Annotated in this window: 29 protein-coding genes; 10 read left to right on the forward strand and 19 right to left on the reverse strand. The window is 63.8% G+C overall.

Annotated features, from left to right (window positions below; all coding sequences use genetic code 11):
• The 4 genes from IGW03_RS00005 to IGW03_RS00020 all read left to right on the forward strand — a co-directional run.
• The coding region (locus tag IGW03_RS00005; RefSeq protein WP_194720468.1) for a branched-chain amino acid ABC transporter substrate-binding protein at positions 1–871 on the forward strand (871 nt) is incomplete at its 5' end.
• Between the two features lie 119 nt (positions 872–990).
• Complete coding sequence (locus IGW03_RS00010; RefSeq protein ID WP_228534837.1) at positions 991–1749, forward strand: aspartate/glutamate racemase family protein; 759 nt, start codon at positions 991–993, stop codon at positions 1747–1749.
• Between the two features lie 31 nt (positions 1750–1780).
• Positions 1781–2791, forward strand: a complete 1011-nt coding sequence (locus IGW03_RS00015; protein WP_194720469.1) for an asparaginase domain-containing protein — start codon at positions 1781–1783, stop codon at positions 2789–2791.
• Between the two features lie 363 nt (positions 2792–3154).
• A complete protein-coding gene (locus IGW03_RS00020; protein ID WP_194720470.1) occupies positions 3155–4321 on the forward strand; it encodes a benzoate/H(+) symporter BenE family transporter in 1167 nt (388 codons plus the stop codon).
• On the opposite strand, the gene IGW03_RS00025 is transcribed toward IGW03_RS00020, so the two are convergent.
• From IGW03_RS00025 to IGW03_RS00045, 5 genes are all read right to left on the reverse strand, one after another.
• Positions 4322–5206: a PhzF family phenazine biosynthesis protein gene (locus tag IGW03_RS00025; RefSeq protein ID WP_194720471.1), complete on the reverse strand. Its 885-nt coding sequence runs from the start codon at positions 5204–5206 to the stop codon at positions 4322–4324.
• Positions 5206–5517: a cupin domain-containing protein gene (locus IGW03_RS00030; protein WP_194720472.1), complete on the reverse strand. Its 312-nt coding sequence runs from the start codon at positions 5515–5517 to the stop codon at positions 5206–5208. Before IGW03_RS00030 ends, IGW03_RS00025 begins: the two co-directional genes overlap by 1 nt.
• Positions 5514–6035: a DUF3291 domain-containing protein gene (locus tag IGW03_RS00035; protein ID WP_194720473.1), complete on the reverse strand. Its 522-nt coding sequence runs from the start codon at positions 6033–6035 to the stop codon at positions 5514–5516. The genes IGW03_RS00030 and IGW03_RS00035 overlap by 4 nt, the downstream gene beginning before the upstream one ends.
• A gap of 35 nt (positions 6036–6070) precedes the next feature.
• Entirely contained in the window at positions 6071–7057 is a 987-nt protein-coding gene (locus IGW03_RS00040; RefSeq protein WP_194720474.1) for an NADPH:quinone reductase, read from the reverse strand.
• A 63-nt stretch (positions 7058–7120) separates the two neighbouring features.
• Positions 7121–7468, reverse strand: coding sequence for a DUF2917 domain-containing protein (locus IGW03_RS00045; RefSeq protein ID WP_194720475.1), 348 nt, complete (start codon positions 7466–7468; stop codon positions 7121–7123).
• Positions 7469–7615: 147 nt separating this feature from the next.
• Between IGW03_RS00045 and gcvA the strand changes: the two genes are divergently transcribed.
• Positions 7616–8509, forward strand: coding sequence for a transcriptional regulator GcvA (gene gcvA, locus IGW03_RS00050; RefSeq protein ID WP_194720476.1), 894 nt, complete (start codon positions 7616–7618; stop codon positions 8507–8509).
• Positions 8510–8636: 127 nt separating this feature from the next.
• Here the strand turns inward: gcvA and IGW03_RS00055 are convergent, their stop codons facing one another.
• The 11 genes from IGW03_RS00055 to IGW03_RS00105 form a co-directional block, all read right to left on the reverse strand.
• Positions 8637–8924, reverse strand: coding sequence for a DUF493 family protein (locus IGW03_RS00055; protein ID WP_194720477.1), 288 nt, complete (start codon positions 8922–8924; stop codon positions 8637–8639).
• A gap of 92 nt (positions 8925–9016) precedes the next feature.
• Positions 9017–9307 carry a DUF1330 domain-containing protein gene (locus tag IGW03_RS00060; protein ID WP_194720478.1) on the reverse strand — a complete coding sequence of 97 codons (291 nt, stop codon included), beginning with the start codon at positions 9305–9307 and terminating at the stop codon, positions 9017–9019.
• Positions 9308–9453: 146 nt separating this feature from the next.
• A complete protein-coding gene (locus IGW03_RS00065; protein WP_194720479.1) occupies positions 9454–10599 on the reverse strand; it encodes a D-alanyl-D-alanine carboxypeptidase family protein in 1146 nt (381 codons plus the stop codon).
• Between the two features lie 138 nt (positions 10600–10737).
• Positions 10738–11361: an alpha/beta hydrolase gene (locus IGW03_RS00070; protein WP_194720480.1), complete on the reverse strand. Its 624-nt coding sequence runs from the start codon at positions 11359–11361 to the stop codon at positions 10738–10740.
• 107 nt (positions 11362–11468) lie between these two features.
• Positions 11469–11786 (reverse strand): (2Fe-2S) ferredoxin domain-containing protein, encoded by a 318-nt coding sequence (locus tag IGW03_RS00075; protein ID WP_194720481.1) that lies wholly within the window; start codon positions 11784–11786, stop codon positions 11469–11471.
• Positions 11787–11834: 48 nt separating this feature from the next.
• Positions 11835–12989, reverse strand: a complete 1155-nt coding sequence (locus IGW03_RS00080) for a VanZ family protein (protein WP_194720482.1) — start codon at positions 12987–12989, stop codon at positions 11835–11837.
• A gap of 83 nt (positions 12990–13072) precedes the next feature.
• Positions 13073–13711: an ABC-type transport auxiliary lipoprotein family protein gene (locus IGW03_RS00085; protein ID WP_194720483.1), complete on the reverse strand. Its 639-nt coding sequence runs from the start codon at positions 13709–13711 to the stop codon at positions 13073–13075.
• A 16-nt stretch (positions 13712–13727) separates the two neighbouring features.
• Entirely contained in the window at positions 13728–14678 is a 951-nt protein-coding gene (locus tag IGW03_RS00090; RefSeq protein ID WP_194720484.1) for an MlaD family protein, read from the reverse strand.
• An 8-nt stretch (positions 14679–14686) separates the two neighbouring features.
• Positions 14687–15463 carry an ABC transporter ATP-binding protein gene (locus IGW03_RS00095; protein WP_194720485.1) on the reverse strand — a complete coding sequence of 259 codons (777 nt, stop codon included), beginning with the start codon at positions 15461–15463 and terminating at the stop codon, positions 14687–14689.
• Complete coding sequence (locus IGW03_RS00100) at positions 15463–16590, reverse strand: MlaE family ABC transporter permease (protein ID WP_194720486.1); 1128 nt, start codon at positions 16588–16590, stop codon at positions 15463–15465. The genes IGW03_RS00095 and IGW03_RS00100 overlap by 1 nt, the downstream gene beginning before the upstream one ends.
• A 105-nt stretch (positions 16591–16695) precedes the next feature.
• A complete protein-coding gene (locus tag IGW03_RS00105; RefSeq protein ID WP_194720487.1) occupies positions 16696–17982 on the reverse strand; it encodes a DUF6402 family protein in 1287 nt (428 codons plus the stop codon).
• A gap of 223 nt (positions 17983–18205) precedes the next feature.
• Here IGW03_RS00105 and IGW03_RS00110 point away from each other — a divergent pair, with 223 nt between their 5' ends.
• Genes IGW03_RS00110 through IGW03_RS00120 form a run of 3 tightly spaced genes read left to right on the forward strand, consistent with a single transcriptional unit; the run spans position 18206 to position 20680 of the window.
• A complete protein-coding gene (locus IGW03_RS00110) occupies positions 18206–19003 on the forward strand; it encodes a biotin--[acetyl-CoA-carboxylase] ligase (RefSeq protein WP_194720488.1) in 798 nt (265 codons plus the stop codon).
• Between the two features lies 1 nt (position 19004).
• Positions 19005–19778, forward strand: coding sequence for a type III pantothenate kinase (locus IGW03_RS00115; RefSeq protein ID WP_194720489.1), 774 nt, complete (start codon positions 19005–19007; stop codon positions 19776–19778).
• Positions 19772–20680, forward strand: coding sequence for an SPOR domain-containing protein (locus IGW03_RS00120; RefSeq protein WP_228534839.1), 909 nt, complete (start codon positions 19772–19774; stop codon positions 20678–20680). Before IGW03_RS00115 ends, IGW03_RS00120 begins: the two co-directional genes overlap by 7 nt.
• A 27-nt stretch (positions 20681–20707) precedes the next feature.
• On the opposite strand, the gene IGW03_RS00125 is transcribed toward IGW03_RS00120, so the two are convergent.
• From IGW03_RS00125 to IGW03_RS00135, 3 genes are read right to left on the reverse strand one after another with little or no spacing between them, the layout of a single operon-like run.
• Entirely contained in the window at positions 20708–20920 is a 213-nt protein-coding gene (locus IGW03_RS00125) for a cysteine-rich CWC family protein (RefSeq protein ID WP_194720490.1), read from the reverse strand.
• Positions 20917–21132, reverse strand: coding sequence for a zf-HC2 domain-containing protein (locus IGW03_RS00130; RefSeq protein WP_194720491.1), 216 nt, complete (start codon positions 21130–21132; stop codon positions 20917–20919). The genes IGW03_RS00125 and IGW03_RS00130 overlap by 4 nt, the downstream gene beginning before the upstream one ends.
• Before the next feature lie 13 nt (positions 21133–21145).
• The gene (locus tag IGW03_RS00135; RefSeq protein WP_194720492.1) at positions 21146–21730 is read right to left on the reverse strand and encodes a sigma-70 family RNA polymerase sigma factor; all 585 of its coding nucleotides are present in this window, start codon (positions 21728–21730) and stop codon (positions 21146–21148) included.
• Between the two features lie 131 nt (positions 21731–21861).
• Here IGW03_RS00135 and argB point away from each other — a divergent pair, with 131 nt between their 5' ends.
• Together argB and IGW03_RS00145 are read left to right on the forward strand one after the other, a co-directional pair.
• Complete coding sequence (gene argB / locus IGW03_RS00140; RefSeq protein ID WP_194720493.1) at positions 21862–22773, forward strand: acetylglutamate kinase; 912 nt, start codon at positions 21862–21864, stop codon at positions 22771–22773.
• 306 nt (positions 22774–23079) lie between these two features.
• Entirely contained in the window at positions 23080–23808 is a 729-nt protein-coding gene (locus IGW03_RS00145) for a pyrimidine 5'-nucleotidase (protein WP_194720494.1), read from the forward strand.
• Positions 23809–23822: the final 14 nt, after the last annotated feature.

Genomic DNA, 23822 nt, shown 5'->3' on the forward strand with positions numbered 1-23822 from the left:
AAAACTGGTCGACGCCAAGGTCAACGGCGTCATCGGCCACCTGAACTCCGGCACCACCATCCCGGCTTCGAAGATCTATCACGACGCCGGCATCCCGCAGATCTCGCCGTCGGCAACCAACCCCAAGTACACCCAGCAGGGCTTCAAGTCGGCCTTCCGCGTGGTGGCCAATGACGGCCAGCTCGGCGGCACGCTGGGCCGCTACGCCGCTGAAAAGCTCAACGCCAAGAAAGTGGCCGTGGTCGACGACCGCACCGCTTACGGCCAGGGTGTGGCGGAAGAGTTCATCAAGGGCGCCAAGAGCAAGGGCGTGCAGATCGTGGCGCAGCAGTACACCAACGACAAGGCCACCGATTTCAACGCCATTCTGACCGCCATCAAGGCCAAGAATCCTGAAGTCGTCTTCTTCGGCGGCATGGATGCGGTCGCCGGTCCGATGCTGCGCCAGATGAAGGCACTGGGCATCAATGCCAAGTTCATGGGCGGCGACGGTATCTGTACCGAAGCGCTGGCGAACCTGGCGGGCGACGCCGTCGGCGAAAACCAGGTGGTCTGCGCAGAGGCAGGCGGCGTGGAAGAAGCGCAGAAGAAAGGCATGGACGAGTTCCGCGCGGCGTTCAAGAAGAAGTTCAATGCCGACGTGCAGATCTATGCACCGTACGTCTATGACGCCGTGATGGTGATGGTCGAAGCGATGAAGAAGGCCAACTCCGCCGATCCGGCGAAGTACCTGCCCGAACTGCACAAGATCAACTACAAGGGCGTCACAGGCAACATCGCCTTCGACAGCAAGGGCGACATCAAGAACGGCACGCTGACGCTCTACACCTACAAGGGCGGCAAGCGCGAACAGCTGGCAGTCGTCAAGTAAGCCAGCCGTCGTTCCCCATGCGGCCGGCATTGCGCCGGCCGCAATTTCTCCTGCTTCATTCGCAGGGCGCCGCATAATTATGATCGCCTTGCCGTATTTCCCTCCCATTCGCATTCGGCATGAAAGAATCCGCCATGCACTCCGCATCCCCTCGCAAAAGAATAGGCATCATCACCGGATCGGGTCCGGAAGCCGGCATCGACCTGTGGAGCAAGCTGCTCCAGGCCAGCCGGGAACTGCAGGGAGCGGCGTTTCGCGGCGACCTCGACGCGCCTGCAGTGATCGTGCATTCCGAGCCCGAGCTCGGCCTGTCGATGGAACTGGACCGCAATGACGAGCAGGTCTGGAACTGCCTGCGCGAGTCTGCAATGGCCATCGTTCCTCGCGTCGATTATTACGCGATCGCCTGCAATACGCTCAATGTCTATCAAGACCGGCTGGACGCGCTCGGCTTGCCGGCCAAGTTCATTTCCTTTGCCGATGTGGTCGCGGATTTCCTTGAGCTGAACGGCATTTCCAGGGTCGCCCTCCTGGGCGCGCGCCCGGTGATCGAGTTCGGCGAATGGTCGCATTACCGCAAGCTTGCGCAGCACGTGGAAGTCGAGCTTCCGCGCGGCCGAAGCGCGGAACGCCTGCACCAGCTGATCTATGACGTGAAGACCCATGGCGGCGCGGCGCCGCAGCTGCGTCCGCAGTTCCAGGCCCTGCTGTCCGAACTCCAGGCGCCGGCGGTGCTCCTGGCCTGCACCGAACTGCCGCTGATTCCGCTCGGCGGCCTCGATGTCGCCGGCAAGCAGATCATCGACGTCACCGCCCTGGTCGCGCGCCGGCTGGCGCATCTGGCCATCGGCGGCAATGCGGCCGGCGGCTTGGCCTGAGTATCATCCGCATCTTTCCTCTTCAGACATCATGAGCAGAAAACATATCGGCGTGATCTACACCGGCGGCACGGTGGGCATGGCAATGACGCCGCAAGGCTATGCGCCCATGCCGGATTTCGCAGCCGTTCTTTCGCGCCTGCTCGGAAGCCATGGCGAGCTGCTGCCGCGCCATACGCTCCATGCCTATGACGATCCGATCGACAGCACCAATGCGACGCCTCTAGACTGGCAAAGGATAGGGCGCGACATCGCCGCCCGCTATCATGACCATGACGGTTTTGTCGTGCTGCACGGCACCGACACCATGGCCTACACGGCATCAGCGCTGTCATTCATGCTGCAAGGCCTGCGCAAGCCGGTGATCGTCACCGGCTCCCAAATACCGCTGGGCGCGCCGCGCTCGGATGCGGCGCAGAACGTGATCACCGCATTGCAGCTGGCCGCCAGCGAGGCGATCAGCGAAGTGGCCATCTGCTTCGCCGGCCGCCTGCTGCGCGGCAACCGCGCCACCAAGGTCAGCGCCTCGCGCATGGAAGCCTTCGACACGCCCAACTATCCGCACCTGGCTGAAATCGGCATCGAGCCGCGCCTGAATGCATCTGCCCTGCTGCCGAAGCCGGAGCGGGAAAATTTCCAGCTGCCTGATTACGCCGAGGCGCTGGTCCTGCCGCTGCGCTTCGTGCCCGGCCTGCCGCTGCGCGCGGTCGAGGCGATGCTGGCGCTCAAGCCGCAGGCAGTCATCCTGGAGTGTTACGGCTCCGGCAATGCGCCCGACCGCGACCCGGCATTGCTGCAGATGCTCGCGCGTGCCAGTGCCGAGGGCACGGTGCTGGTTGCGCGCAGCCAGTGCCTGCATGGGGAGGTTCATATCGGTACCTATGCGGCGGGCGCGGGCATGACGGCCGCCGGCGTGGTCGGTGCGCGCGACATGAGTTATGAGGCGGTGTTTGCGAAGCTGCAGCACTTGTTTGCGCTTGGGATGACGGCGGGGGAGGTGAGGAGGGAGCTGGTGCGTGATGTTTGCGGTGAGGTGAGTTAGCGCTCTTTCGCACCATCTTGTCCTGATAACTTGAATGCTATGCCGGTCAATGTGACCGCGCTCCGACGGACTCCCTTCTCCCGCAGGCGGGAGAAGGGTTGGGGATGAGGGGCGTAGCAAGGGCTCCTGCGGTCTTGACCATCGCCCTCACCCCCGGCCCCCGCTCCGCGCCCCACGATTCGGCTTGCAAGCCGAATCGGCTACGGCAGCGCAAACCGGTGGTTTGCGAAACCCTGCCTCCGCCCCGCCTGCGGGAGAGGGGAGTTACTTAAAACTGCCACCACCCTGGCAATCTCCTCCCACCTGCACCACCCCGGCATCCATGCAACAATGCCGGCTTGCTCACAGCACCCGTCCCGCCCCATGTCATTCTTCAAGGATTTCTCCCTCTCCGCCCTCGCCGCCGGCTTCGTCACCGTGCTGGTCGGCTTCACCAGTTCCGCCGTCATCGTCTTCCAGGGCGCCAGTGCGCTCGGCGCGGGGCCGGCTGAAATCGCTTCCTGGATGTGGGCGCTCGGGCTGGGCATGGGGCTGACCTGCATCCTGCTGTCGCTGCGTTACCGGATGCCGGTGGTGATCGCCTGGTCGACACCCGGCGCGGCCATGCTGATCACCGGCGCGTCCGGCGTTCCGCTCGACGAAGCCACCGGCGCCTTCCTGCTCTCGGCGGCGATGATCACCCTATGCGGTTTCTCCGGCTTCTTCGAGCGCATGATCAGCCGCATCCCCGTGTCGATCGCATCCGGCATGCTGGCCGGCGTGCTGCTGCGCTTCGGCATGGATACCTTCATCGCGATGAAGACGCAGTTCGGCATGGCCTGCGCCATGTTCCTGACCTATCTGATCGGCCGCAGGCTGTTTCCGCGCTATGCGGTGATTGTGACGCTGGCGATCGGCATTGCCATCGCCGCGGCCGGCGGCCTGCTGCATCTCGATGGCATCCGTTTCGAATTCGCTCAGCCGAAATGGATCACGCCCAGCTTTTCCGTCGCCGCCGTCGTTGGCGTGGCGCTGCCTCTGTTCGTGGTGACCATGGCCTCGCAGAACGTGCCCGGCGTGGCCGTGATCCGCGCTTCCGGCTATGCGGTGCCGATCTCGCCGGTGGTGGGCTGGACCGGCGTCGCCAACCTGGTGCTCGCGCCTTTCGGCGGCTTCGCATTGAACCTGGCCGCGATCACCGCCGCCATCTGCATGGGACGCGAGGCGCATGAAGATCCGAAGCGCCGCTATGTCGCGGCGGTGGCGGCTGGCGTGTTCTATCTGCTGGTCGGCATTTTCGGCGCCACGGTCGGCGCGGTGTTCGCCGCCTTTCCCAAGGAACTGGTGCTGGCCATCGCCGGCCTCGCCCTGTTCGGCACCATCGGCAACGGCCTGGCGTCGGCACTGGCCAACGAGCAGGAAAGGGAGCCGGCGCTGGTCACCTTCCTTGTCACCGCCTCGGGCGTCACGCTGGCCGGTGTCGGTTCGGCATTCTGGGGATTGGTCGCCGGCGTGATCGCGCTGCTCATCCTGCGCGCCCGCAAGCCCTGATCAAATCTGCACGACGCGGTTTTCCATCACCGCTGCGCGCCCGCCTGCCATCAAGCCGGCAATGCGGCCGTCTGCCTTGTTCAGCTTCACTGTGATCACGCTTGGCGAGGCTTGCGGCATCAGGTAGCCCTGTTCGATCAGCAGGGTGTCGGCATCGATCTTCAGCCTGTCATGCAGAAAGCAGGCGAGGGGACCGGCCGCCATGCCGGTCGCCGCTTCCTCGGCGATGCCGTAGCGCGGCGCGAACATGCGCGTGCCGGCGTGACGCCCGGCCCGTCTCGTCTCTGTGGAAAACAGGTAATAGCCGATCAGGTCGAGCTGTTCGCTGATGGTTTCGATCATGTCCATCCGCGGCTGCGCGCGCAGCAGGGCCGCTTCGTTTTTCAGCGGCACGATCAGGAAGGCATTGCCGGTGTGGACCACGGCCGGCGCCTGGCCCGCGATCAAATCGTCGCGGCTCAGCCCCAGCGACACCAGCACCCGTTCGGTATCGATACCGGGCGTGGCCTCGCCCAGTTCGGTATGGCGCGGCGCGAGCTGTTCCATGAACGCCATGCCGTCATGCAGGCGTATCGCGCGCGTGCCGTCGATGGTTTCCTTCGAAGTGTCGGCGCGAGCGACCCGGCGCAGCTGCTGCAGATAGCCGAAGGTGGCAATGGTGGCATGGCCGCAGTGCGCGATCTGGCGCGAGGGCGTGAAAAACTCCAGCTTGAAGTCGGCTGCCTGCGACGGCGACACGAAGGCCGTCTCGGACAGGCCGACGCGGGCGGCGATGGCCTGCTTCTGTTCACGGCTGAAGCGTTCCGCATCGAGCACCACGCCGGCGGGATTGCCGCCGCGCTCGCCGTCGACGAAGGCATTGACGATCTGCACCGCGATCTCCATCAGATGCTCCCTTCCTTCTCGATCACCAGGATGCGCGCCGCGCCGCGCGGATGGGCGACATGCTCGCAGCCGATGCCGGCGAAGAACACGTCGCCGGTCTGCAGCACGGCGGATTTCTCGACGCCCTGTTCGCGGTAGCGCATCTCGACCGTGCCATCCAATATCGCGAACACTTCCTCGCCGTCGTTGACATGCCATTTGTAAGGCTGGTCGGTCCAGTGCAGGCGTGTGGTGACGCCGCCCATGTTGGCGATGTCGAGCGCCCCCCAGGCGCGTTCGGCGGTGAATTCCCTGCTGCGGATGACTTTCATGCTGCGGTCCCTGAAATGATGGTTGTCTGCTCGGTTTGTTCTGCTTGTTTCAGCTGTTCTATCGTCTGCACCGCGCCCGGCGGGTGAATGACCCTGGCGAAGGAGAACGCGAATTCGGTCTCGCCGTACAGCCGCAGGTAGGCCAGGCGTTCCTTTGCCTCGGCCACGGTCGGAACATGGCCGGGCGCGACCCACCACAGCGCGGCATGCGACTCCCGCATGCGCTCGAACCACTGCCTGCGCGACTTCATGACTTCCGCATGGGCGCTGCGGTAGACGAACTGCTTCAGATGCTCGACCGATTCCCAGACCGACAGATTCACCAGGATGAGCTCGTCGTCATAGGCGCTGATCGAGGTTGCATTGCCGGCCTCGGTCTTGAGCCGCCAGACGAAGCCGGGGCTGCTTTCGGCGAGCGCATTGACGGCGTCGAGCCGTGCCGCGAAGCCCGCCATCACCGGATGGCCGATCGGCGCAAGGGCGCGGGCGATGTTGACCTGTGCGAGCTGGCATTTCATGTGTCTCACCATTCGGTATCGGAATGGAATATCTATCAATCGATGGCGAGCACCACGTTGCCCGTCACCTTGCCGCTTTCGACCAGTTCATGCGCTTCGGCGATGCGCTCCAGCGGCAGGCTGGCAGCGATGTTGTGTTTGAGTTTTCCCTGCTCCAGCAGGCGGGTGAGGCCGTCCACCGCGCGCCTGCGGTCGGCGGCAGTCAGGTTGTAAGCGATGAAGAAGCGCAGCCGCACATTCTTGACGATCATCGGAAAGAACGGCACCGCGATCTCGGGCTTGCCGCTGCCGTAGCCGATGATGTCGCCCTCGGGCGCGATCAGTTCGGTATCGAGCGCCATGTTGGCGCCGATGTCGACTTCGATGATACGGTCGATGTTCTTGCCTCCGGTCAGCTGCCGTACCTGTGCGGCGGCATCTCCGGTCTTGTAGTTGACGGCGGCGTCTGCGCCTGCCGCCAAGGCGAGCGCGGCCTTCTCGTCATTGCTCACCGTGGCGATCACCTGCGCGGCGCCGGCAAGCCGGGCCATCTGGACCGCGTAGTTGCCGACCGCGCCCGCGCCGCCGGCCACCAGCACCCGCTTGCCGGCCACGCCGCCATCCATCCCGACCGCATGCAGCGCGGTCAGCGCCGGTATGCCCATGCAGGCGCCGACATCGCCTTTGACGCCGTCCGGCAGGCGCACCGCCTGTTCCGAAGGCAGGCAGATGAATTGCGCGGCGGTGCCGTCGGGGCGGCCCCAGGCCGCATTCCAGGTCCAGACCGGCTCGCCGATGCGCGATGCGTCCACGCCCGCTCCGACCGCATCGATCACGCCGGCGCCGTCGCTGTGCGGAATGATGCGTTCGAAGGCCAAGGTTTTGGTGCGCAGTCCGGCCCGCGTCTTCACGTCGGAAGGATTGACGCCGGAGAACTGCAGCTTCACCCTGACTTCGCCGGGGCCGGGCTCCGGCGTGGCAATGTCTTCGATCGTCAGGACTTCCCTGGCCGGACCGGTCCGGCGGTACACCGCAGCTAGCATGGCTTTTCCTTTATTGATTCGGCCCGAAAAGTGGTTCATTTTTCGGGCCGGGTTTATCAGTTATCAGCAGGGGCTGTTGCAGCGGCGATCACGCTTGAGGCTGACCGTGGCATGGCCGAACACGCGCTGTGCCAGGCCCACGATCCATGCACCGGCATTCGCCACGGCCTGGCGCGCGCCGGCACGGCGGGTATCGATGCTGCTTGCGCTGTCTGCTTCGATGACGATCAGTTTGCCAGGAATCGCGGTGAAGCTGTCGCCGGCGGCGAGCCAGTAATCATGCTTGATGCCTTCCACGGTCAGCCAGACGTTGCCGCGTGTCACGCGCAGGGTCTGGGCACGCGGCGCAGTGCCGGAAACGGTCTGGCCGGGTTCGATGGACAGCAGCTGGTTTGTGAATAGTCCTCTCATGGCAGTACACTCCTGAAAGTGCGGAAAGGTGCCTTTGCAGGCTTGCATTGACAGGCTGTTCCCAACCGCGTGAAGTCATTCTAGTACTTGCCCCTGGCTTGTCTAAACGATATATTTTGGCTTTCTTTGTTAGATAAATTCACAAAGATGGCAGATCTCAGGCGTCTTCCCAATCTCGCCGCGCTGCGTGCCTTCGAGGCTGCAGCGCGCCACCAGAACTTCTCGCGCGCCGCCGAAGAGATCCATGTCACGCACGGCGCGATCAGCCACCAGATACGTGCGCTGGAAGAGGAATTGGGCGTGGCGCTGTTCATGCGGCACGGCAAGCGCATTGCAATCACCCCTGAGGGCGAACGCTTTGCGGAGACGCTGCGCCGCGCGCTCGGCGATATCGCGGCGGCGGCGGCGCAGCTCAGGACGGAAGGCAAGCAGAAGCGCCTGACGGTCACCGCCCTGCCGTCGTTTGCGGCGCGCTGGCTGTCGCCCCGCCTCGGGCGCTTCATCGAGCGCTATCCGGAACTGGAAGTCATGCTGCAGTCGAGCGGACACCTGACCGACTTCGTGCGCGAGTCGGTCGACATCGGCATCCGCTTCGGCGGCGGCCATTATCCGGGGCTGGTGGTGGAGAAGCTGCTGGACGATTACTACTATCCTGTTGTCAGCCCGCGCTTCAACGGCGGCAATCTGCCGAAAACGCCGAGGGAAATGGTGAAGCATCCGCTGCTGCGCTGCGAGGGCGAGCCGTGGACGCCGTGGTTCCGCGCGGCCGGACTCGATCTGCTCGAGCCGACCGGAGGGCTGGTGTTCCAGGATTCCTCGATGCTGGTGCGGGCCGCCGCCGAAGGGCACGGCATCGCCCTGGCGCGCCATGCGGTGGCAATGACCGATATCGCATCCGGCGAGGTGGTGCGGCTGTTCGATGTGGCGGCGAAATGCTCGCTGTCGTATTACCTCGTCTGTCCCGAGGAATCGCTGCGCAAGCCGCAGGTGCAGGCATTCCGCCAGTGGCTGCTGGAGGAAGTGGCGAAAGCGGGCGGCTGAAGCCGCCTTATTGATTCGGCCCGAAAAATGGTTTGTTCTTCGGGCCGCTAATCTCACCCTCTCCCTCTGAAAGAGGGTCGGGGTGAGGGGATCCGGCTCACCATATTTTCGGGCCGGATCTATGGGTTTACAGCACGACCTTGACCATCGGATGCGAGGACAGCTCGCGGTACAGGTTGTCGAGCTGTTCGCGGCTGGTGGCACGCACGGTGACGGTCAGCGCGAGATAGGTGCCCTTGGACGAGGGGCGCATTTCCATCTTCCCGGCGTGGAAGGTCGGGTCGTGGCGCACCACGACGTCGACCATGGTCTGCGCGAAGGCGTCCTGCATGACGCCCATGATCTTGATCGGGAAGTCGCTGGGATATTCGATGAGGCTTTCTGCGGGCGGCTTGGGCTGTGTGGGCTGGGACATGATGAGTTTCCGGCTGCGGCGGCTTTCCCTGCTGAAAGAGGAAAGCGGACAATGGGCGGCACGACCTTGGAGAGGTCGGCAAAGCCGGTATTTTACGCCGATGCCTCGTAACTGATCAGGGTCACGTCGGCCCCGGCGTCACGCAGCGGAATCAGCGCCTGGTATTCGGGGGAGGCATGCCAGCCCAGCACCGACGCCCGGTCGGGGAAGCGCGCTACCACGGTATCGGTCTGCGGATGCTCGCCGTTGAACACCTCGATCTTCTTTCCCCGGAACACCAGCTCGCCGCCCCAGGCGGTGATGGTCGCGCCAACCCGTGTGCGGTAGGCGTCCCACTGTTCCGGGTTCTTGATGGCGATGTGGCCGATGATGTAGGCGGGCATGGACACTCCTGGTCTGTGGTTGATGACGGACCTGAGGAGTGTAACCCGGCGTGGAGCTTGTCCGTGTGTGCCTGAAGGGAAGGAAAAAGAAAAAGGGCGGGTGATCCCCCCCGCCCTTGCAGCGTAATGGCGTACAGGGCTGGCGCTTACTTCATCATCAGCCGTACCGAATCCCAGGCGCGGCCAAAGATGCCGGCTTCGTTCACCTGTTCCAGCGCGGTCACCGGCAATTCGGTCAGCGGCTTGCCGTCGACCATCATCTTCAGCGTCCCGACCCTGCTGTGCTGTGCAACCGGCGCCACCAGCGGGTCCTTGCGCTCGAGCACCGGCTTCATCTTGTCGGCCACGCCCTTGGGCACGGTCACGTAGACATCATGGTTGAAGCCGATCTTGACCTGGTTCTGCGTGCCTTTCCAGACTTCCGGCGTCGCCACCGGCTGGCCCTTGCCATACAGCTTGACGGTATCGAAGTTCTGGAAGCCCCAGTTCAGGAGCTTCAGGCTTTCCTGGGCGCGCACCTGGTCGGACACGGTGCCGAGGATGACCGAGATCAGGCGGCGGTCGCCGTTGCCGTTCGGACGCTTGGCGGTGGAGATCAGGCAGTAGCCGGCGCCGGAAGTGTGGCCGGTCTTCATGCCGTCGACGGTCGGGTCGAGCCACAGCAGGCGGTTGCGGTTGGGCTGCTTGATCTTGTTGTAGGTGAATTCCCTGATCGAATAGATCTTGTAGTAGTCGGGATGGTCGGCAATGATGCGCGCGGCCAGCGTCGACAGGTCCTGCGCGGTCGAATAGTTGTCCGGGCTGGGCAGGCCGTGCGGATTGGCGAAGCGGGTGTTCTTCAGGCCCATGCGCTCGGCTTCGCGGTTCATCAGCGTCACGAAGGCGTCTTCGGAGCCGGAGACCGCTTCCGCCAGGGCGACGGCGGCATCATTGCCGGACTGCACGATCAGGCCGTAGAGCAGGTCGTTGACCTTCACCGGCGTGGCAGGATCGATGAACATCTTCGAGCTGCCGGCATCGACCTTCCATGCGCGCACCGACACGTTGATCAGCTGTTCCGGATCGAGGCGCTTTTCCTTGATGGCCGAGAAGGCCAGGTAGGCGGTCATGATCTTGGTCAGCGATGCCGGCTCGATGCGGGTTGTCGCATCTTGAGAGGCGAGAACCTGGCCGCTGGTGGCGTCGAGCAGGAGCCAGGACTTGGCGGCGACGGTGGGCGGAGGAAGGGCCTGAGCAAAAGCCGCAGACCAGGAAAAGACGGTGGCAGCAAGGGCTGCTAGGAGTTTTTTCATCGGTGGCAAGGTGAGAAAGCCGCGTCCGGGCGGCGGGTGACGACAAGAAACGAGGTGCGAATTATAGCCTCGCGGAATGCGCGAACCCCGAAACCCGGCCAGCCCGCAAGGAGGCTGTTTCTTGTTTCTCGTCGGCAATCAGCGATGCCACATTTCGACTACGAAATTTTTTATATGTTGCAACTTGCGATGAAAAAAATGATCGGCGCCGGGAATCACGATGACCGGCACATCCTGCGGACGCGCCCAGTCCAGCACGTCCGACAGCGGAATGGTTTCGTCATGCTCGCCGTGGATGAGAATGGTATTGGCAGGGATCTCCGGCATCGCCCATTTGCCGGCGGCGCTGCCCACCAGCACCAGGCGCTCGGCCGGCGCACCCTGCGCGATCAGGCGCTGCTGCAGCTGCGACTGCACGAAGGTGCCGAAGGAAAAACCGCCCAGCGCGACCGGCAGGTCGGGATACTGCTGCTTCATGTGCTCCAGCAGCAAGGCCATGTCGTCGGTTTCGCCGCGGCCGGCATCATGCACGCCTTCGGATTTGCCCACGCCGCGGAAATTCATGCGCACGGTCGCATAGCCGATGGCCACGAAGGCGCGGGCCAGGGTCTGCGCCACCTTGTTGTCCATGGTGCCGCCGTAGAGCGGATGCGGATGGGCGACGAGCGCCAGGCCGCGGGGCGCGGTTTCAGGCAGGTCCAGCGCGCATTCGATCGAGCCGGCGCCGCCCGTGATGGAGAAGCGTTGAGTTTGTGCGTTCATGAGTCTGATGTGCGTCCCGCCGCTGCGGGGGATGAAACGGTAGTGTTTGCGATGGATTGCTGACAGGCATCTCGTCGATGCGCGACGGGGATGGCGGCCTACTATCCTCAGATCTTCAGGCGATCCACCACCTTGCCGCCGACCAGATGGGTATCGATGATTTCATCGATGTCTTCATTGTCGACATAGGTGTACCAGGTACCTTCGGGATAGACCACCAGGACCGGGCCTTCCTCGCAGCGGTCCAGGCAGCCCGCCTTGTTGATGCGCACCTTGCCTTGGCCGCTCAGGCCGAGCTGCTTGATGCGCTTCTTCGCATGTTCCTGCGCGCTCTGCGCACCGCGGTCGGCGCAGCAGGGGCGGCCTTCGTCGCGCTTGTTCAGGCAGAAAAACACGTGGTGCTCGTAATACGGCTTGTCGGACATGACACTCTCGTCGATACAGGTTGAAGCGGCAATCATACACCGCGATGCCTACCTCTTCAGGCCATGCATCGGATGCAGCAGGAACCACAGCGCGAACAGCGGCCACACGACCGAAAGAAAATGCGCAGCGCCGTTGAAGTTGAGAAAGCGTCCCTGGACCCAGGTCTGCAGCGTTGCGACGAAATACGGGTTGGCCGGCACCATGTTGATCGCAGCCAGGCTCACCAGCAGGCTGAAGATGGCCAGCCGGCGCTGCGCCGCGGGCGGTGCGAAGGCCAGGCCGCCGACCATCATCGCACCGATCAGGATCCCGCCTTCGGCCCCCGGCGTCAGCCAGGCCAGCGCATTGGCCGGCGTGAACAGCAGCGCATTGGCCAGCAGCTTCACCGCGGCCGCACCGAGGGCCAGCAGGATCAGCAGCACCGCCCGCGGCGCCTGCTTGCGCAGCATGCAGGACAGCATCAGGAGCGCAGTGGTCATGCCGCAGGCGGTGATGAGCGTTTCCGCCAGCCAGAATTGCTGCACCGTCAGGTGGATGTGGGTGCTGATCAGCGCCAGCAGGTCCACCGGCTGCTCCAGCCAGTCGGAAAGCCAGTCCGACAGGATGGGCAGGAACTGCCCATGGCCGAACAGGTAGCCCTGCGGGTAAATCTGCGCAAGCGGCCACAGGCCGATGACGATCAGTCCGCGTCCCGCATCGGGGATCACCCAGGAGCGGCGGATCACCCTCAGCATCCGGTTTTGTTCGAGGAAGTAGGGGCTGAGCAGCACGCCGGTCACCGCGCCCAGTCCGGTGCCGGTGATATTGGTCAGGAAATCCAGGTTGGACGACACACGGTTGGGCAGCAGCGTCTGGATTGCTTCCATCGAGCCGGACAGCAGCATGCCGCTGAAGATGGCGACAATCGCCGCCGAGGCGCCCTTGAGGTGGGGATGCAGCGCGAATACGACCAGCGCGCCGAACGGCAGGTAGCCGATGATGTTGGTGATGACGTCGAAGCCGGTCCAGTAGTGCGGCATCGGCATGAACAGAAAGCCGAACAGCGGCAGGCCCTTGTTCTGCCAGTTGGAGAGCGGATAGAGGCTGGCGTACACGATCAGGAAGGTGTACATCAGCAGGCCGGCGCGGGCGAAGGTCGACGCGCTGGCGGACAGTGAAGCGGAGGCAGCGTCGGCCGCCGGGTGTTCCTCGTTTGGCAACATAGCAATCCGGTGTTCGGTATCACGCATCCTTCGAGAGGCGTGGTCTCGTATTCTGGCCAGCGGCAACCGGCCCGGCAAGCAGATTATTTGAGGTTGAGGGAAGCCAGCCACGCGATCATGTCGCAGAGCGCGGCATCGCCGGCATCGGCCAGCGCGCGCACGCCGCCGGCTGCATCCGCCGTGGGCGCGGGTGCCTGGCGCACGAAGCTGCGCTGCGCGACCAGCGTGCGCTCCCTGAAAACCGAGGCGCGCAGGCTGACCTGCCCGATGCTTTGCGCCGGGCTGGCAAAGAGTTGCGTGAAATCGTCGGCTTCGATGCGCAGCACCGGCACATTGGGCGCAGCCGACGACGGCGTCAGCACCGCGCCGCCGGCCTGGGCGATGCGTGACTTCAGGTGCTGCTGCAGCAGCTGGCCGGGCGGCATGCTCCAGCGCGCCTGCGCATAGGGCCGCGGCTGCTGTTCATTCGCGTAGCTGAGACGGTAGAAGATCAGCGAGCTGTCGAGCCAGCCGGGCACCTGGATGTCGACGATGCTGAGCGGCGGCAGCGGCAGTGACTGCGGCGATTGTGAAGATTGCGGCGTCTGCGTGCGCAGCGGGCCGAGGTCGTAGAGCACGGCTGCGTCGGGACGGCTGACGACCGAGCAGGCGGAGATCATGGCCAGCGCGGCGATGCCGGCGGCAAGGCGGAGATGTCTTCTTCGGGTTCGCGGTGTTGTCATTGCTTTCCTCATTTCCCTATTGCGCCTGCACGGGCGTTCGCGGCGCGGTGAATCCGCTTTCTCCCGGCCCGGGCGCGAGGACGGACGATCCGAACAGCACGCTCTGCGGGCGCTCGTTCAGGTTGTCCAGCGTGCGGTTGAGCGTGCGCAGCGAAGTACGCGCATCGTTGATCAGCGGCAGGGTTTCGAACTCGATTTTGCCGGCCACCGCGCCGAGCTGCTCCATGCTGCTGGAAAAGCGGGTGATCGGACCGTTGGGCGCCTGCAGTCCGGTGACCAGCCCGTTGAGGCTGCGGGTGAGCGCGCCGGCATCGGCCGACAGCTTGCTGACGGTACCCAGCGTCTGCTGCGCCTGCGCCGTAATGGCGGGCAGGCGGTCCAGCGTCGGCTGTATCTTGTCAGGAATGGTTTCCAGCGCCACGGCGGCCCGGCTCACGTTGTTGGCCGCGTCGATGATGGCTTTCTGGTTCTCGGGCGTGAGTATGCCGTTGATGCGCTTGGCCACTTCCTCAGTCTGCTGCAGGATCGCCAGGCCGCGCGTCTGCAGCTGGTCGAACAGGCTGGGCCGCATCTCGATGCGGGCGATCTTTTGCGGACTGCTGGGCAGGCGCACCGGACGGCTGCCGTCATCGTCGAGCTGCACGTAGGCGATGCCGGTCACTCCCTGGTAGCCGAGCGTGGCGAAGGTCGATTCGGTGATCGGCGCATCCGGCTGCACGCTGATGTTGACCAGGATCTGGCCGACCACCTGCGGATCGAAGGCAATGCCGTCGACCTTGCCCACGTCCAGCCCGCGATAGCGCACCGCGGCTTGGGGATTGAGGCCGGGGATCGACTGCTTGGTGGCGATCTGGTACGGCACCCACTGCACGCGGTCCTGCTTGAACCAGATGCCGGCGAAGATGGCGCCTGCCAGCAGCAGCAGCGTGAAGAGGCCTGCCATCAATGCATGCGACTTGTTTTCCATAATGTTTCCTAATGCTTGTCACGCAAGACTTCCAGCGCGCGCTGGCCGCGCTCGCCGAGGAAGAACTGCTTGATGAAAGGATGCGGCAGGGCGATCACTTCCTCGGGCGCGCCCATCGCGATCACCCGTTTTTCCGCCAGCACCGCGATCTTGCTCGACAGCGCGAACAGCGTATCGAGATCATGGGTGACCATCACCACCGTCAGGCGCATCTGCTGGTGCAGGCCGCGGATCAGCGACACGAAGCTTTCCGACCGGTCCGGATCGAGCCCGGCGGTCGGCTCGTCGAGGAACAGCAGCTCCGGCTCCAGCGCCAGCGCACGGGCCAGCGCGACCCGCTTGATCATGCCGCCGGACAGGTCGGCCGGCATCTTGACCGCGTCCTTCGGCGTCAGGCCGACCATCGCCAGCTTCAGCAGGGCCGCGTCGCGGATCAGGTCTTCCGGCAATCCGCGCAGCTCGCGCATCGGCTGCGCCACGTTGTCGAGCGCGGACAGGGCCGAGAACAGGGCGCCATGCTGGAACAGCATGCCCCAGCGGTTGCGCAGCTGCTGGCGCCGCACGCTGCCGCAGCCGTTGATGTCCTCGCCGAGCACCCTGACGCAGCCCTGCGCCGGATGTTCCAGGCCCAGCATCTGCCGCAGCAGCGTGGTCTTGCCCGAGCCGGACCCGCCGACCAGCGACACGATCTCGCCGGCCTGCACCTCGAGGTTCAGGTCCTGGTGAACGACGACCTGGCCGAACTTCGTCCACAGGTTCTGGATCTGGATGACGGGCGCGGCCATCAGTAGAACCCCACGCCCTTGAACAGAATGGCGAATACCGCGTCGGCAAGGATCACCACCGTGATCGATGACACTACCGACAGCGTGGTGCCCTGTCCCAGGCTTTCCGTATTGGGCTTGATGCGCAGGCCGAAGTGGCAGGCCATCAGCGCGATCAGCGCGCCGAAGACAACCCCCTTGCCGATGCCGATCCAGTAATTGGCCAGCGGCACCGCGTCCGGCAGGGCCTGCAGGAAGTAGCTGGCCGACAGTCCGAGCTCCAGCTTGGCCGCCACCATGCCGCCGGCGAGCGCCACTGCATCGGTCCAGACCACCAGCAGCGGCATTGAAATCGACAGCGCCAGCACCTTGGGCATGATCAGCCGGAAGCCGTGCGACATGCCCATGACCAGCATCGCGTCCAGCTCCTCGGTCACGCGCATCACGCCGAGCTGCGCGGTGATCGCCGACCCCGAGCGGCCGGCGACGAGAATGGCCGCCAGCAGCGGACCGAGTTCGCGGATCACGCTCATGCCCAGAATGTTGACCAGATAGATGTCGCCGCCGAAGGTGTGCAACTGCTGGGCCGACAGGAAGGACAGCACCACGCCGATCAGAAATCCCACCAGCGCGGTGATGCCCAGCGCCTGATAGCCGATGTGATAGATGTTGGAAGAGATTTCCTTCCACGGTCCGCGCAGCGGCCGGCGCGCAAAGCGGCCAAAGTCGAGCACCAGCTGGCCGATCAGGATCACGAAGGAAAACAGATGGCCGGCGAGATTGCGCTGGATGCGCAGCAGGGTCGCAGGGGAAAACCAGTGCGGCCTGGATTTCGCGGGCAGCACCAGCATGCCGGCCTGTTCGATGCGTTCGAAGGTGTCTTCATGCTGGGGCGCCAGGATGAGATGGCGCGGCCGTCGCTTGCCCCAGGCATTCCACAGGATCTGCGCGCCGAAATGGTCGAGCGCCTCGATGCCCGACAGATCCCACTGCATGTCGGCATCCCGGGCGGCCTTGCGCAGCTGCCTGCTCAGCCCGGCCAGCGCATCGTTGGCCACCAGCGCGTGCACCTGCCACTGGCCGATGGCGGCCAGGCGCGAAGGGCGTTCGCCGGTGAAATTCAGTGCGGGGGCTTGCTGTTCGGACATCCCGTTAGTTTAAGGGAGAAATGGAAAAGGGGCGCATATTCGCCTGCTAGTTCCGAACCATTCCACATGGCGGGTTCCAGTGAACATCACAACAAACACTTGGTTTCAGGCGCGTTCCATTCTTTGCCTGACAAATGTCCGAATACGCGGTTCGAAGACGGCAAGCAGGAGCAGCAATGAGGTGACAGCCAGCAATGCATAAAGCTCATCTACGGAACGGGACCATGCCGGACCGTCGTGCGCATCGTTGTTTGCCGGGTAGGTCGCCAGCGAAAAGACGATGAATCCGGCGCATGACAGCAGTGAGGCAATGGTGATCCAGCGGGCAGCGAAGAAGCGAAAGGCAACGCCTGTAAAAAGCAGCACCATTCCGCTGCAGGCCAACCAGAAGGCGACTTGGTAAATGGCGGAGGCCCCCATTTTCATGCTGATGGTATCCGTGACGTTTGCATAGCCGATGAAGAAGAACACGGTCAGGGCGCTAACAGGCAGCAGGGTGATCAGGCTGAGTATCCGGCGCATAACGTCTTCCTGAATCGTGATCTTCAACGGACGGACGAGCCGCTTGGACATGACATCCGAAAAGAGTGCGAAATCACCGCCGCGACCATGACGAGTACGCCACTCCCTGAAACTTTTATTCTCGACAAATACCTTCCCGGAACTCGGCATTCTGCTTGCGCCATCCCGTCCCCAATGGCCGAGAGGTTCATCTTCCCCGGAAAATTCATAATTGTCTCGCACATAGAAATGGAGGGCGGTAATCTCAACTTCATGTGTCGCGCCAGCCGATGTTCTTGCGACGGGCTGGACCGAGCCGCTTGCCGCCATATGCAGACTGAATGACCCAAGTGCGCAGTCAAGCGGATCGGTTGAATCGGCAAGCTCGACGGTCATGAAATTCAGATGGGCTGTCTCGTGAAGATCAATGACATCGGGCGACGTACCAAGAGCCATGCGCTTGTTGGTCAATGCGCCGGCTCGCATCAGTACCCGCTTGAGTTCCCGTGCCGCAGCAGGCGTGGCAGCGTGATGTGCTTCCATCATCGCAAGTGCTCGCTGCGTGCGTGCAAAGCCGGCCACCCAGGACATTTTCACAGCTGCGGTATCAATGTTTTGCCTTGAAATCGCCCGGAAATCGACACGGCCATGGATCATTGCTTCAGATATGGTAAATGCCGGGCTATTGAACCAGCGCTGCATCAGAGCCGCACCGGCAGGCGCATTCATTCGCGTGCGCATGACCTCCGGAATCTCGATCAGCTGGAAATCCTTGAAGCACGCTTCGTTAGCATTGGCCACCGTTGCAGCTTCCGTTGATACGAGGCGCATCGCTCCGGTATAAGCTGAGTAGAGCGCTTGCTTCACTGATTCCTTGACTGACATTTGCATCCCTCGATCTATCCGCGGGTTGCAATGGTAACAATAAATTCAGCGTTGTTTCCTTTTTGTTAATGGGAATTGTAAGGATATGAAGCATCTCTTCCGTAATTGCTGACGATTTTCATGCATCTGCTTTCGACGCAGGCTGGACTCGGACGCCTGCGATGGTTTTGCAAACCAGCTGTTGCCAATCAGCATCAACGCCGCTCAGGCATGCCATTACAATGTCAGCATGACTGACACTCTTTCCCCCGAACGGATTGCCGCGCTCTGCCGGCCTGCTGCCCAGCAGGTCACGGTGCGCGTCGTCGATGAAACCGGCTCCACCAATGCCGACCTGCTGGCGGCGCTGCCAACCCTCAGCGGTCCCGTGCTGCTGCAGGCGAAGCGCCAGACCGCCGGCCGCGGCAGGGCGGGGCGCAGCTGGCTTTCCGCGGAAGGCAAGTCGCTGACCTTTTCGCTGGCATGGAAATTTCATCTGCCGGTGCATGCGCTGGTCGGTCTGCCGCTGGCGGTGGGCGTTGCCCTGGCCGAGGCGCTGGCCATGTTCAGCATCGATGCAAGACTGAAATGGCCGAACGACGTTCTGGTCCAGGGCCGCAAGCTGGCCGGCATCCTGATTGAATCGGCCGGCGCCGGCAGCGTGCCGCACGATGCGAGCTGGGCAGTGATCGGCATCGGTCTCAATATCGCCGTCGACGAGCGCATGGCGGCCGAGATCGGGCGGGCTGCGGCCGGCATCCCGTGGCTGGCCGACCTCGACCAGAACATGCTGATGGCGACCCTGCTTAGCAGCCTGGCCGAAGCGCTGGTGCAGTTCGAACACGAAGGGCTCGGCGCCTTTACCGGGCGCTGGAACGCCTTGCACGCGCATGCGGGCCAGGCCGTGGTCATCCTCGACCACGGCAAGGTGCTGCACGAGGGCATCGGACGCGGCATCGATGCGAGCGGGCGCTTTCTGATCGATACCGCGGCGGGTCAGGTTGCCGTGATGGCGGGCGATGTGTCGCTGAGGCCGAAGGAGGCATGAAATGCTGCTGCTGATCGATGCGGGCAATACCCGAGTGAAATGGGCGCTGGTGCCGAGCAGCCTGCGCGGCGCTTCGGCGCTTGGACAGTGGACGGCATCGGGCATGGTTGACCATGCGCAGCTCGCCACGCTGAGCGAGACCTGGCGCGGACACAAGATTGCGCATGTGCTGATTTCCAATGTCGCCGGAGAAGGCATGCGCGACAGGCTGGAGCAGGTGCTCGTGCGCGTGCTCGGCCTGCAGCCGGTGCCGCTGGAATGGTTCGCCTCCTGCGCCAGCCTGGCGGGCGTGCGCAACCATTACCGCAACCCTGCGCAGCTCGGCTGCGACCGCTTCGCATCCGTCATCGGCGCGCATGCGCTCTATCCCGGCAAGGCGCTCATCGTGGCCACCTGCGGCACCGCGACCACGATCGACGCGGTGACGCCCGACGGCATCTTCCAGGGCGGCATGATCCTGCCGGGCCTGGGACTGATGGCCGCGTCGCTGGCCCGCAATACCGCGCAGCTGCCCCAGGTGGCGGAAACGATGAACATCACCGAGACCTTCGCCGACCATACCGACGCGGCCATCATCAGCGGCTGCCTGGCGGCGCAGGCCGGCGCCGTCGAGCGTGCGATGCGCGCGCACCGGCAGCACCACGGCGAAGTGCAATGTGTTCTGTCCGGCGGCGCGGCGCCGCTGATTGCGCCGCATCTGGGCTTTGCGCCCCTGCGCGTGGATAATCTCGTGCTGATCGGCCTGCATCACGTCGCGATGAAAACATCATGCTGAAATTCTTCTTCTTTATCCTGCTGCTGGCCAACGGTGCTTTGCTGGCCTACCAGCAGGGCTATTTCGAGACGCTGTTCCCGAGCGGGCGCGAACCGGCGCGCGTCAAGAACCAGCTCAACGCCGACAAGCTGAAGCTGGAGAAGCCGCCGGCAGGCGATGCGGCCCAGACCCGGAGCGAACCCGCCGCACCGGCAGCCCCGGCAGCGCCGGCATCAACGCCTGCGGCCCCGAAACCGGCGGCAGCTCCAGCCGCGCCCGCCGCCCCGGCTCCCACGACACCTGCAGCTCCTGCAGCTCCTGCAGCACCCGCCACGCCCGCCACGCCCGCCGCTCCGCCGGCAGCCGAACCGGCGCCGGTCAGCGCCGTGCCGGCTTCGGCTACGGTTCAGTCCGTCAGTGCAGTGAGCGATGCCGGCAAGTCCGTCGCCAAACCCGCCGTGCTGGCCTGCGCTGATATCGGCAACTTCAATGCGGAAGAAGCGAAGCGTTTCAGCGCGCAGCTTGCGCCGCTGGCGCTGGGCCGGCGCGTCACGCAGCGCCCGGTGCAGGAAGTCGCATCGCACATGGTCTACATTCCGCCGCAGGCCGACAAGGAGTCCGCCGAGAAGAAGGCTGGCGAGCTGCGCCGCCTCGGCATCGACGATTTCTTCATCATCCAGGACAATTCGCCGCTGCGCTGGGGCATATCGCTCGGCGTATTCAAGATGGAGGAGGCGGCGCGCGCGCATCTTGCCAACCTGAACCAGAAAGGCGTGCGCAGCGCGCGCATCGGCCAGCGCAGCGTCAGCTCGCACCTGGTGGCATTCCGCCTGCGCGACCTCGACGAAGACAGCAGCAAGGCGGTGCAGAAGATCAAGGCCGCTTACGCCCGGCAGGAAATGCGCAATTGCGAAGGCGCATGACGCGCGTGGCTGTCGCGGCTGCTGCGGCTACGAATCGCCGGCCGCAGGCCGTTCCAGGCTGCGGCTGATCAGCGCCCGCAGGCAGTCGGGACAGAAACAGCCGGCGCTCCCGCCGCCGGCATTGCGCACATAGGCTTCCGGCGGCAGCGTCGGCAGCTGCGTGCACCAGCACGGCACGTCCGCCGGGCCGTCCGCCATGCCGCATTCGAAGCTGGCGCCGCAGGAGGAGCAGGTGCTCATTGCGGTCCGTCCTTGTCTTGATCTTCACCGCCCCGTCCCGACAGCCTCTGCATGGCCTTGTGCAGCAATTGCGTCTGCTCGGTGAAATTGCGGCAGGCCTGGCAGGTCAGCAGGTGCACCTGCATGCGCGCGCGCTCGACCATGGACAGTTCCCGGTCCAGTCCTTCGGATGCCAGGCGGTGAACTTCCTTGCAAGTCGGCTTGATCGACATGGTCATCTCTTCCTCAGTTTTTCCGGCCGAACCAGTTCAGGTCCAGGCATTCCCGCAGCTGCAGGCGCGCCCGGTACAGCATGACCCAGGCATTGGAGGAACTGATCTGCAGTTCCATGCAGATGTCCGCAGTGTCCATCTCCAGCCATTCGCGCATCATGAAGATGCGCGCCGTCTTCGGCGGCAGCTTCTCCAGGCAGACCTCCAGCGTGCGAAAGAAATCCTTCTGTTCCAGTGCGGCATCGGGATCGCCCCAGCGGCGCGGCATGTCGACGACGTGGCCGTCGGGGCGGAACAGCGCATCGATGAAGTCGGCGTCGGACTGGCGGTCATTCCCGTCGAAGCCGTCGACGGCCCCATCGAACTGCACTTCGCGCCGGTTCGAGCGCATCGCGTCGAGAATCTTGTGCTTGAGAATCCCGGTGACATAAGTGCGCAGGCTGGACTGGCCGGCGAAGCTATTTGGCTTCTCCAGCACCGCCATCAATGTTTCCTGGACGACGTCTTCCGCCGCAGCGTCATTCCGCAGCTGCAACACCGCAAAGCGCACCAGGGCGGGGCGCAGGGCTTCCAATTCACTGTTCGGGGGAATGCTCATAAAGGCCGGCTTGTCATTTGGTCAAACACGCGAAACATGCGTGGGCAAAGCGCCATTTTAAAACCAGTAAATCAACGAAGAATTCGAAACGTTTCCTGTAAAATCGCGAAAAATTGTTTTCAGGACTGACCATGACCGATCAACTCGCTCCCGCCGCCGACCTGAGTGCGGTTGCCCCGCAGATCAAAGCGGAAATCCTGGCCGAGGCGCTGCCCTATATCCGCAAGTTCCACGGCAAGACCATCGTCGTCAAGTACGGCGGCAATGCGATGACCGAGGAGCGCTTGAAGCACGGCTTCGCGCGCGACGTCATCCTGCTCAAGCTGGTCGGCATGAACCCCGTCGTCGTGCACGGCGGCGGACCGCAGATCGACAATGCGCTGAAGAAGATCGGCAAGCAGGGTACCTTCGTGCAGGGCATGCGCATCACCGACGAGGAAACCATGGAAGTGGTGGAGTGGGTGCTGGGCGGCGAAGTGCAGCAGGACATCGTCATGCTGATCAACCACTACGGCGGCCAGGCGGTCGGCCTGACCGGCAAGGACGGCGGCCTGATCCGCGCCCGCAAGATGAAGCTGCCGGACCGCGAGAATCCGGGCCAGTTCCTGGACATCGGCTTCGTCGGCGAGATCGACGCGATCAATCCGGCGGTGGTCAAGGCGCTGCAGGACGACGCCTTCATTCCCATCATTTCCCCGATCGGTTTCGGCGAGGATGGCCAGGCCTACAACATTAATGCCGACCTGGTGGCCGGCAAGATCGCCGAAATCCTGAAGGCTGAAAAGCTGATCATGATGACCAACATCGCCGGCGTGCAGGACAAGCAGGGCAAGCTGTTGACCGACCTGTCGGCCCGCGAGATCGATGAAATGTTCGCCGACGGCACCATTTCCGGCGGCATGCTGCCGAAGATCTCCTCGGCGCTCGACGCCGCCAAGTCCGGCGTCAATACCGTGCACATCATCGACGGCCGCATCGAGCATTCGCTGCTGCTGGAAGTGCTGACCGAACAGGCGTTCGGCACCATGATCCGCTCTCACTGATCCGAGCTGCAGCGCCGGCTAGGACCGGCGCCGTCACCGACGCTGCCCGCGACATCGCCTGCCGATGCCGCGGGCAGCGTGCTTTCCGGCTTCCCTTGCAGCTGCCGCGCTACCGCCTCCGCAAATTTCCGGCTGAAATACACTGCAATGTTGTAGGAAATACAGCTGAAAACTTGTGCAGATTGCTTCCCTGTTGCATTATTGCTCCAATGTAATTTCGACAGGCAGCGGGAGCGCATCGGCCATCCGACAATCGCCCATGGTCAATTTTGCAATTTTCCGGGCAGTTTCAAGAATGTATTCATCATGCGCAATCCGGTCTGGCTCTTCGATCTCGATAACACGCTGCACAACGCGTCACATGCGATTTTTCCGGCAATCAACGCGAACATGAATGCCTACATGGCCAAGGTGCTTGGACAGGATGAGATGCCGGCCGATCCGGAGACGGTCAATGCCGCGCGCATCGCCTACTGGAAGCGCTATGGCGCGACGCTGCTCGGCATGATCCGGCACCACGGGGTGCACATGGACGACTTCCTGCATGAAGCCCACCTGTTCGACGATTTGTCGGCGATGATCCGCGCCGAGCGCGGTCTGGGGCGCCTGCTCAGGCGCCTGCCCGGGCGCAAGATCCTGCTAACCAATGCGCCGCGCCGCTATTCGCACGAGGTGATGCGCCATCTCGGTCTGCACCGGCATTTCGCCAAGCATATTCCGATCGAGGCCATGCATGTGCACCGCCAGCTGCGGCCCAAGCCGTCGAAGCAGATGCTGCGCAAGCTGCTCGCTAAAGAACGCATTGCCGCCAGCCGCTGCGTGCTGGTGGAGGACACCGCGGACAACCTGAAGGCGGCCAAGGCGCTCGGCATGCGCACCGCCTGGGTCACGCAGTACCTGGCGGCGAGCCCGAATCACCAGCAGCTGGCCGGCATGCGCCGCCCGGCCCGATTGAGCCGGCGGCCGGCCTTCGTGGATGCGAAGGTGAAGTCCGTCACACAGCTTCCCGAGATGCTGCACCGATTGCGCCACTAACGACAACGAAGAGA

This window comes from Noviherbaspirillum malthae, from assembly GCF_015352985.1.
In the GTDB taxonomy this organism is placed as follows: Bacteria; Pseudomonadota; Gammaproteobacteria; order Burkholderiales; family Burkholderiaceae_D; genus Noviherbaspirillum; species Noviherbaspirillum malthae.

What these genes read in the sequence shown, in the direction of transcription:
- IGW03_RS00010 (WP_228534837.1), top strand. Translation starts at nt 991, where the DNA reads ATGAAAGAATCCGCCATGCACTCCGCATCCCCTCGCAAAAGAATAGGC.
- IGW03_RS00015 (WP_194720469.1), top strand. Translation starts at nt 1,781, where the DNA reads ATGAGCAGAAAACATATCGGCGTGATCTACACCGGCGGCACGGTGGGC.
- IGW03_RS00020 (WP_194720470.1), top strand. Translation starts at nt 3,155, where the DNA reads ATGTCATTCTTCAAGGATTTCTCCCTCTCCGCCCTCGCCGCCGGCTTC.
- IGW03_RS00025 (WP_194720471.1), bottom strand. Translation starts at nt 5,206, where the DNA reads ATGGAGATCGCGGTGCAGATCGTCAATGCCTTCGTCGACGGCGAGCGC.
- IGW03_RS00030 (WP_194720472.1), bottom strand. Translation starts at nt 5,517, where the DNA reads ATGAAAGTCATCCGCAGCAGGGAATTCACCGCCGAACGCGCCTGGGGG.
- IGW03_RS00035 (WP_194720473.1), bottom strand. Translation starts at nt 6,035, where the DNA reads ATGAAATGCCAGCTCGCACAGGTCAACATCGCCCGCGCCCTTGCGCCG.
- IGW03_RS00040 (WP_194720474.1), bottom strand. Translation starts at nt 7,057, where the DNA reads ATGCTAGCTGCGGTGTACCGCCGGACCGGTCCGGCCAGGGAAGTCCTG.
- IGW03_RS00045 (WP_194720475.1), bottom strand. Translation starts at nt 7,468, where the DNA reads ATGAGAGGACTATTCACAAACCAGCTGCTGTCCATCGAACCCGGCCAG.
- gcvA (WP_194720476.1), top strand. Translation starts at nt 7,616, where the DNA reads ATGGCAGATCTCAGGCGTCTTCCCAATCTCGCCGCGCTGCGTGCCTTC.
- IGW03_RS00055 (WP_194720477.1), bottom strand. Translation starts at nt 8,924, where the DNA reads ATGTCCCAGCCCACACAGCCCAAGCCGCCCGCAGAAAGCCTCATCGAA.
- IGW03_RS00060 (WP_194720478.1), bottom strand. Translation starts at nt 9,307, where the DNA reads ATGCCCGCCTACATCATCGGCCACATCGCCATCAAGAACCCGGAACAG.
- IGW03_RS00065 (WP_194720479.1), bottom strand. Translation starts at nt 10,599, where the DNA reads ATGAAAAAACTCCTAGCAGCCCTTGCTGCCACCGTCTTTTCCTGGTCT.
- IGW03_RS00070 (WP_194720480.1), bottom strand. Translation starts at nt 11,361, where the DNA reads ATGAACGCACAAACTCAACGCTTCTCCATCACGGGCGGCGCCGGCTCG.
- IGW03_RS00075 (WP_194720481.1), bottom strand. Translation starts at nt 11,786, where the DNA reads ATGTCCGACAAGCCGTATTACGAGCACCACGTGTTTTTCTGCCTGAAC.
- IGW03_RS00080 (WP_194720482.1), bottom strand. Translation starts at nt 12,989, where the DNA reads ATGTTGCCAAACGAGGAACACCCGGCGGCCGACGCTGCCTCCGCTTCA.
- IGW03_RS00085 (WP_194720483.1), bottom strand. Translation starts at nt 13,711, where the DNA reads ATGACAACACCGCGAACCCGAAGAAGACATCTCCGCCTTGCCGCCGGC.
- IGW03_RS00090 (WP_194720484.1), bottom strand. Translation starts at nt 14,678, where the DNA reads ATGGAAAACAAGTCGCATGCATTGATGGCAGGCCTCTTCACGCTGCTG.
- IGW03_RS00095 (WP_194720485.1), bottom strand. Translation starts at nt 15,463, where the DNA reads ATGGCCGCGCCCGTCATCCAGATCCAGAACCTGTGGACGAAGTTCGGC.
- IGW03_RS00100 (WP_194720486.1), bottom strand. Translation starts at nt 16,590, where the DNA reads ATGTCCGAACAGCAAGCCCCCGCACTGAATTTCACCGGCGAACGCCCT.
- IGW03_RS00105 (WP_194720487.1), bottom strand. Translation starts at nt 17,982, where the DNA reads ATGCAAATGTCAGTCAAGGAATCAGTGAAGCAAGCGCTCTACTCAGCT.
- IGW03_RS00110 (WP_194720488.1), top strand. Translation starts at nt 18,206, where the DNA reads ATGACTGACACTCTTTCCCCCGAACGGATTGCCGCGCTCTGCCGGCCT.
- IGW03_RS00115 (WP_194720489.1), top strand. Translation starts at nt 19,005, where the DNA reads ATGCTGCTGCTGATCGATGCGGGCAATACCCGAGTGAAATGGGCGCTG.
- IGW03_RS00120 (WP_228534839.1), top strand. Translation starts at nt 19,772, where the DNA reads ATGCTGAAATTCTTCTTCTTTATCCTGCTGCTGGCCAACGGTGCTTTG.
- IGW03_RS00125 (WP_194720490.1), bottom strand. Translation starts at nt 20,920, where the DNA reads ATGAGCACCTGCTCCTCCTGCGGCGCCAGCTTCGAATGCGGCATGGCG.
- IGW03_RS00130 (WP_194720491.1), bottom strand. Translation starts at nt 21,132, where the DNA reads ATGTCGATCAAGCCGACTTGCAAGGAAGTTCACCGCCTGGCATCCGAA.
- IGW03_RS00135 (WP_194720492.1), bottom strand. Translation starts at nt 21,730, where the DNA reads ATGAGCATTCCCCCGAACAGTGAATTGGAAGCCCTGCGCCCCGCCCTG.
- argB (WP_194720493.1), top strand. Translation starts at nt 21,862, where the DNA reads ATGACCGATCAACTCGCTCCCGCCGCCGACCTGAGTGCGGTTGCCCCG.
- IGW03_RS00145 (WP_194720494.1), top strand. Translation starts at nt 23,080, where the DNA reads ATGCGCAATCCGGTCTGGCTCTTCGATCTCGATAACACGCTGCACAAC.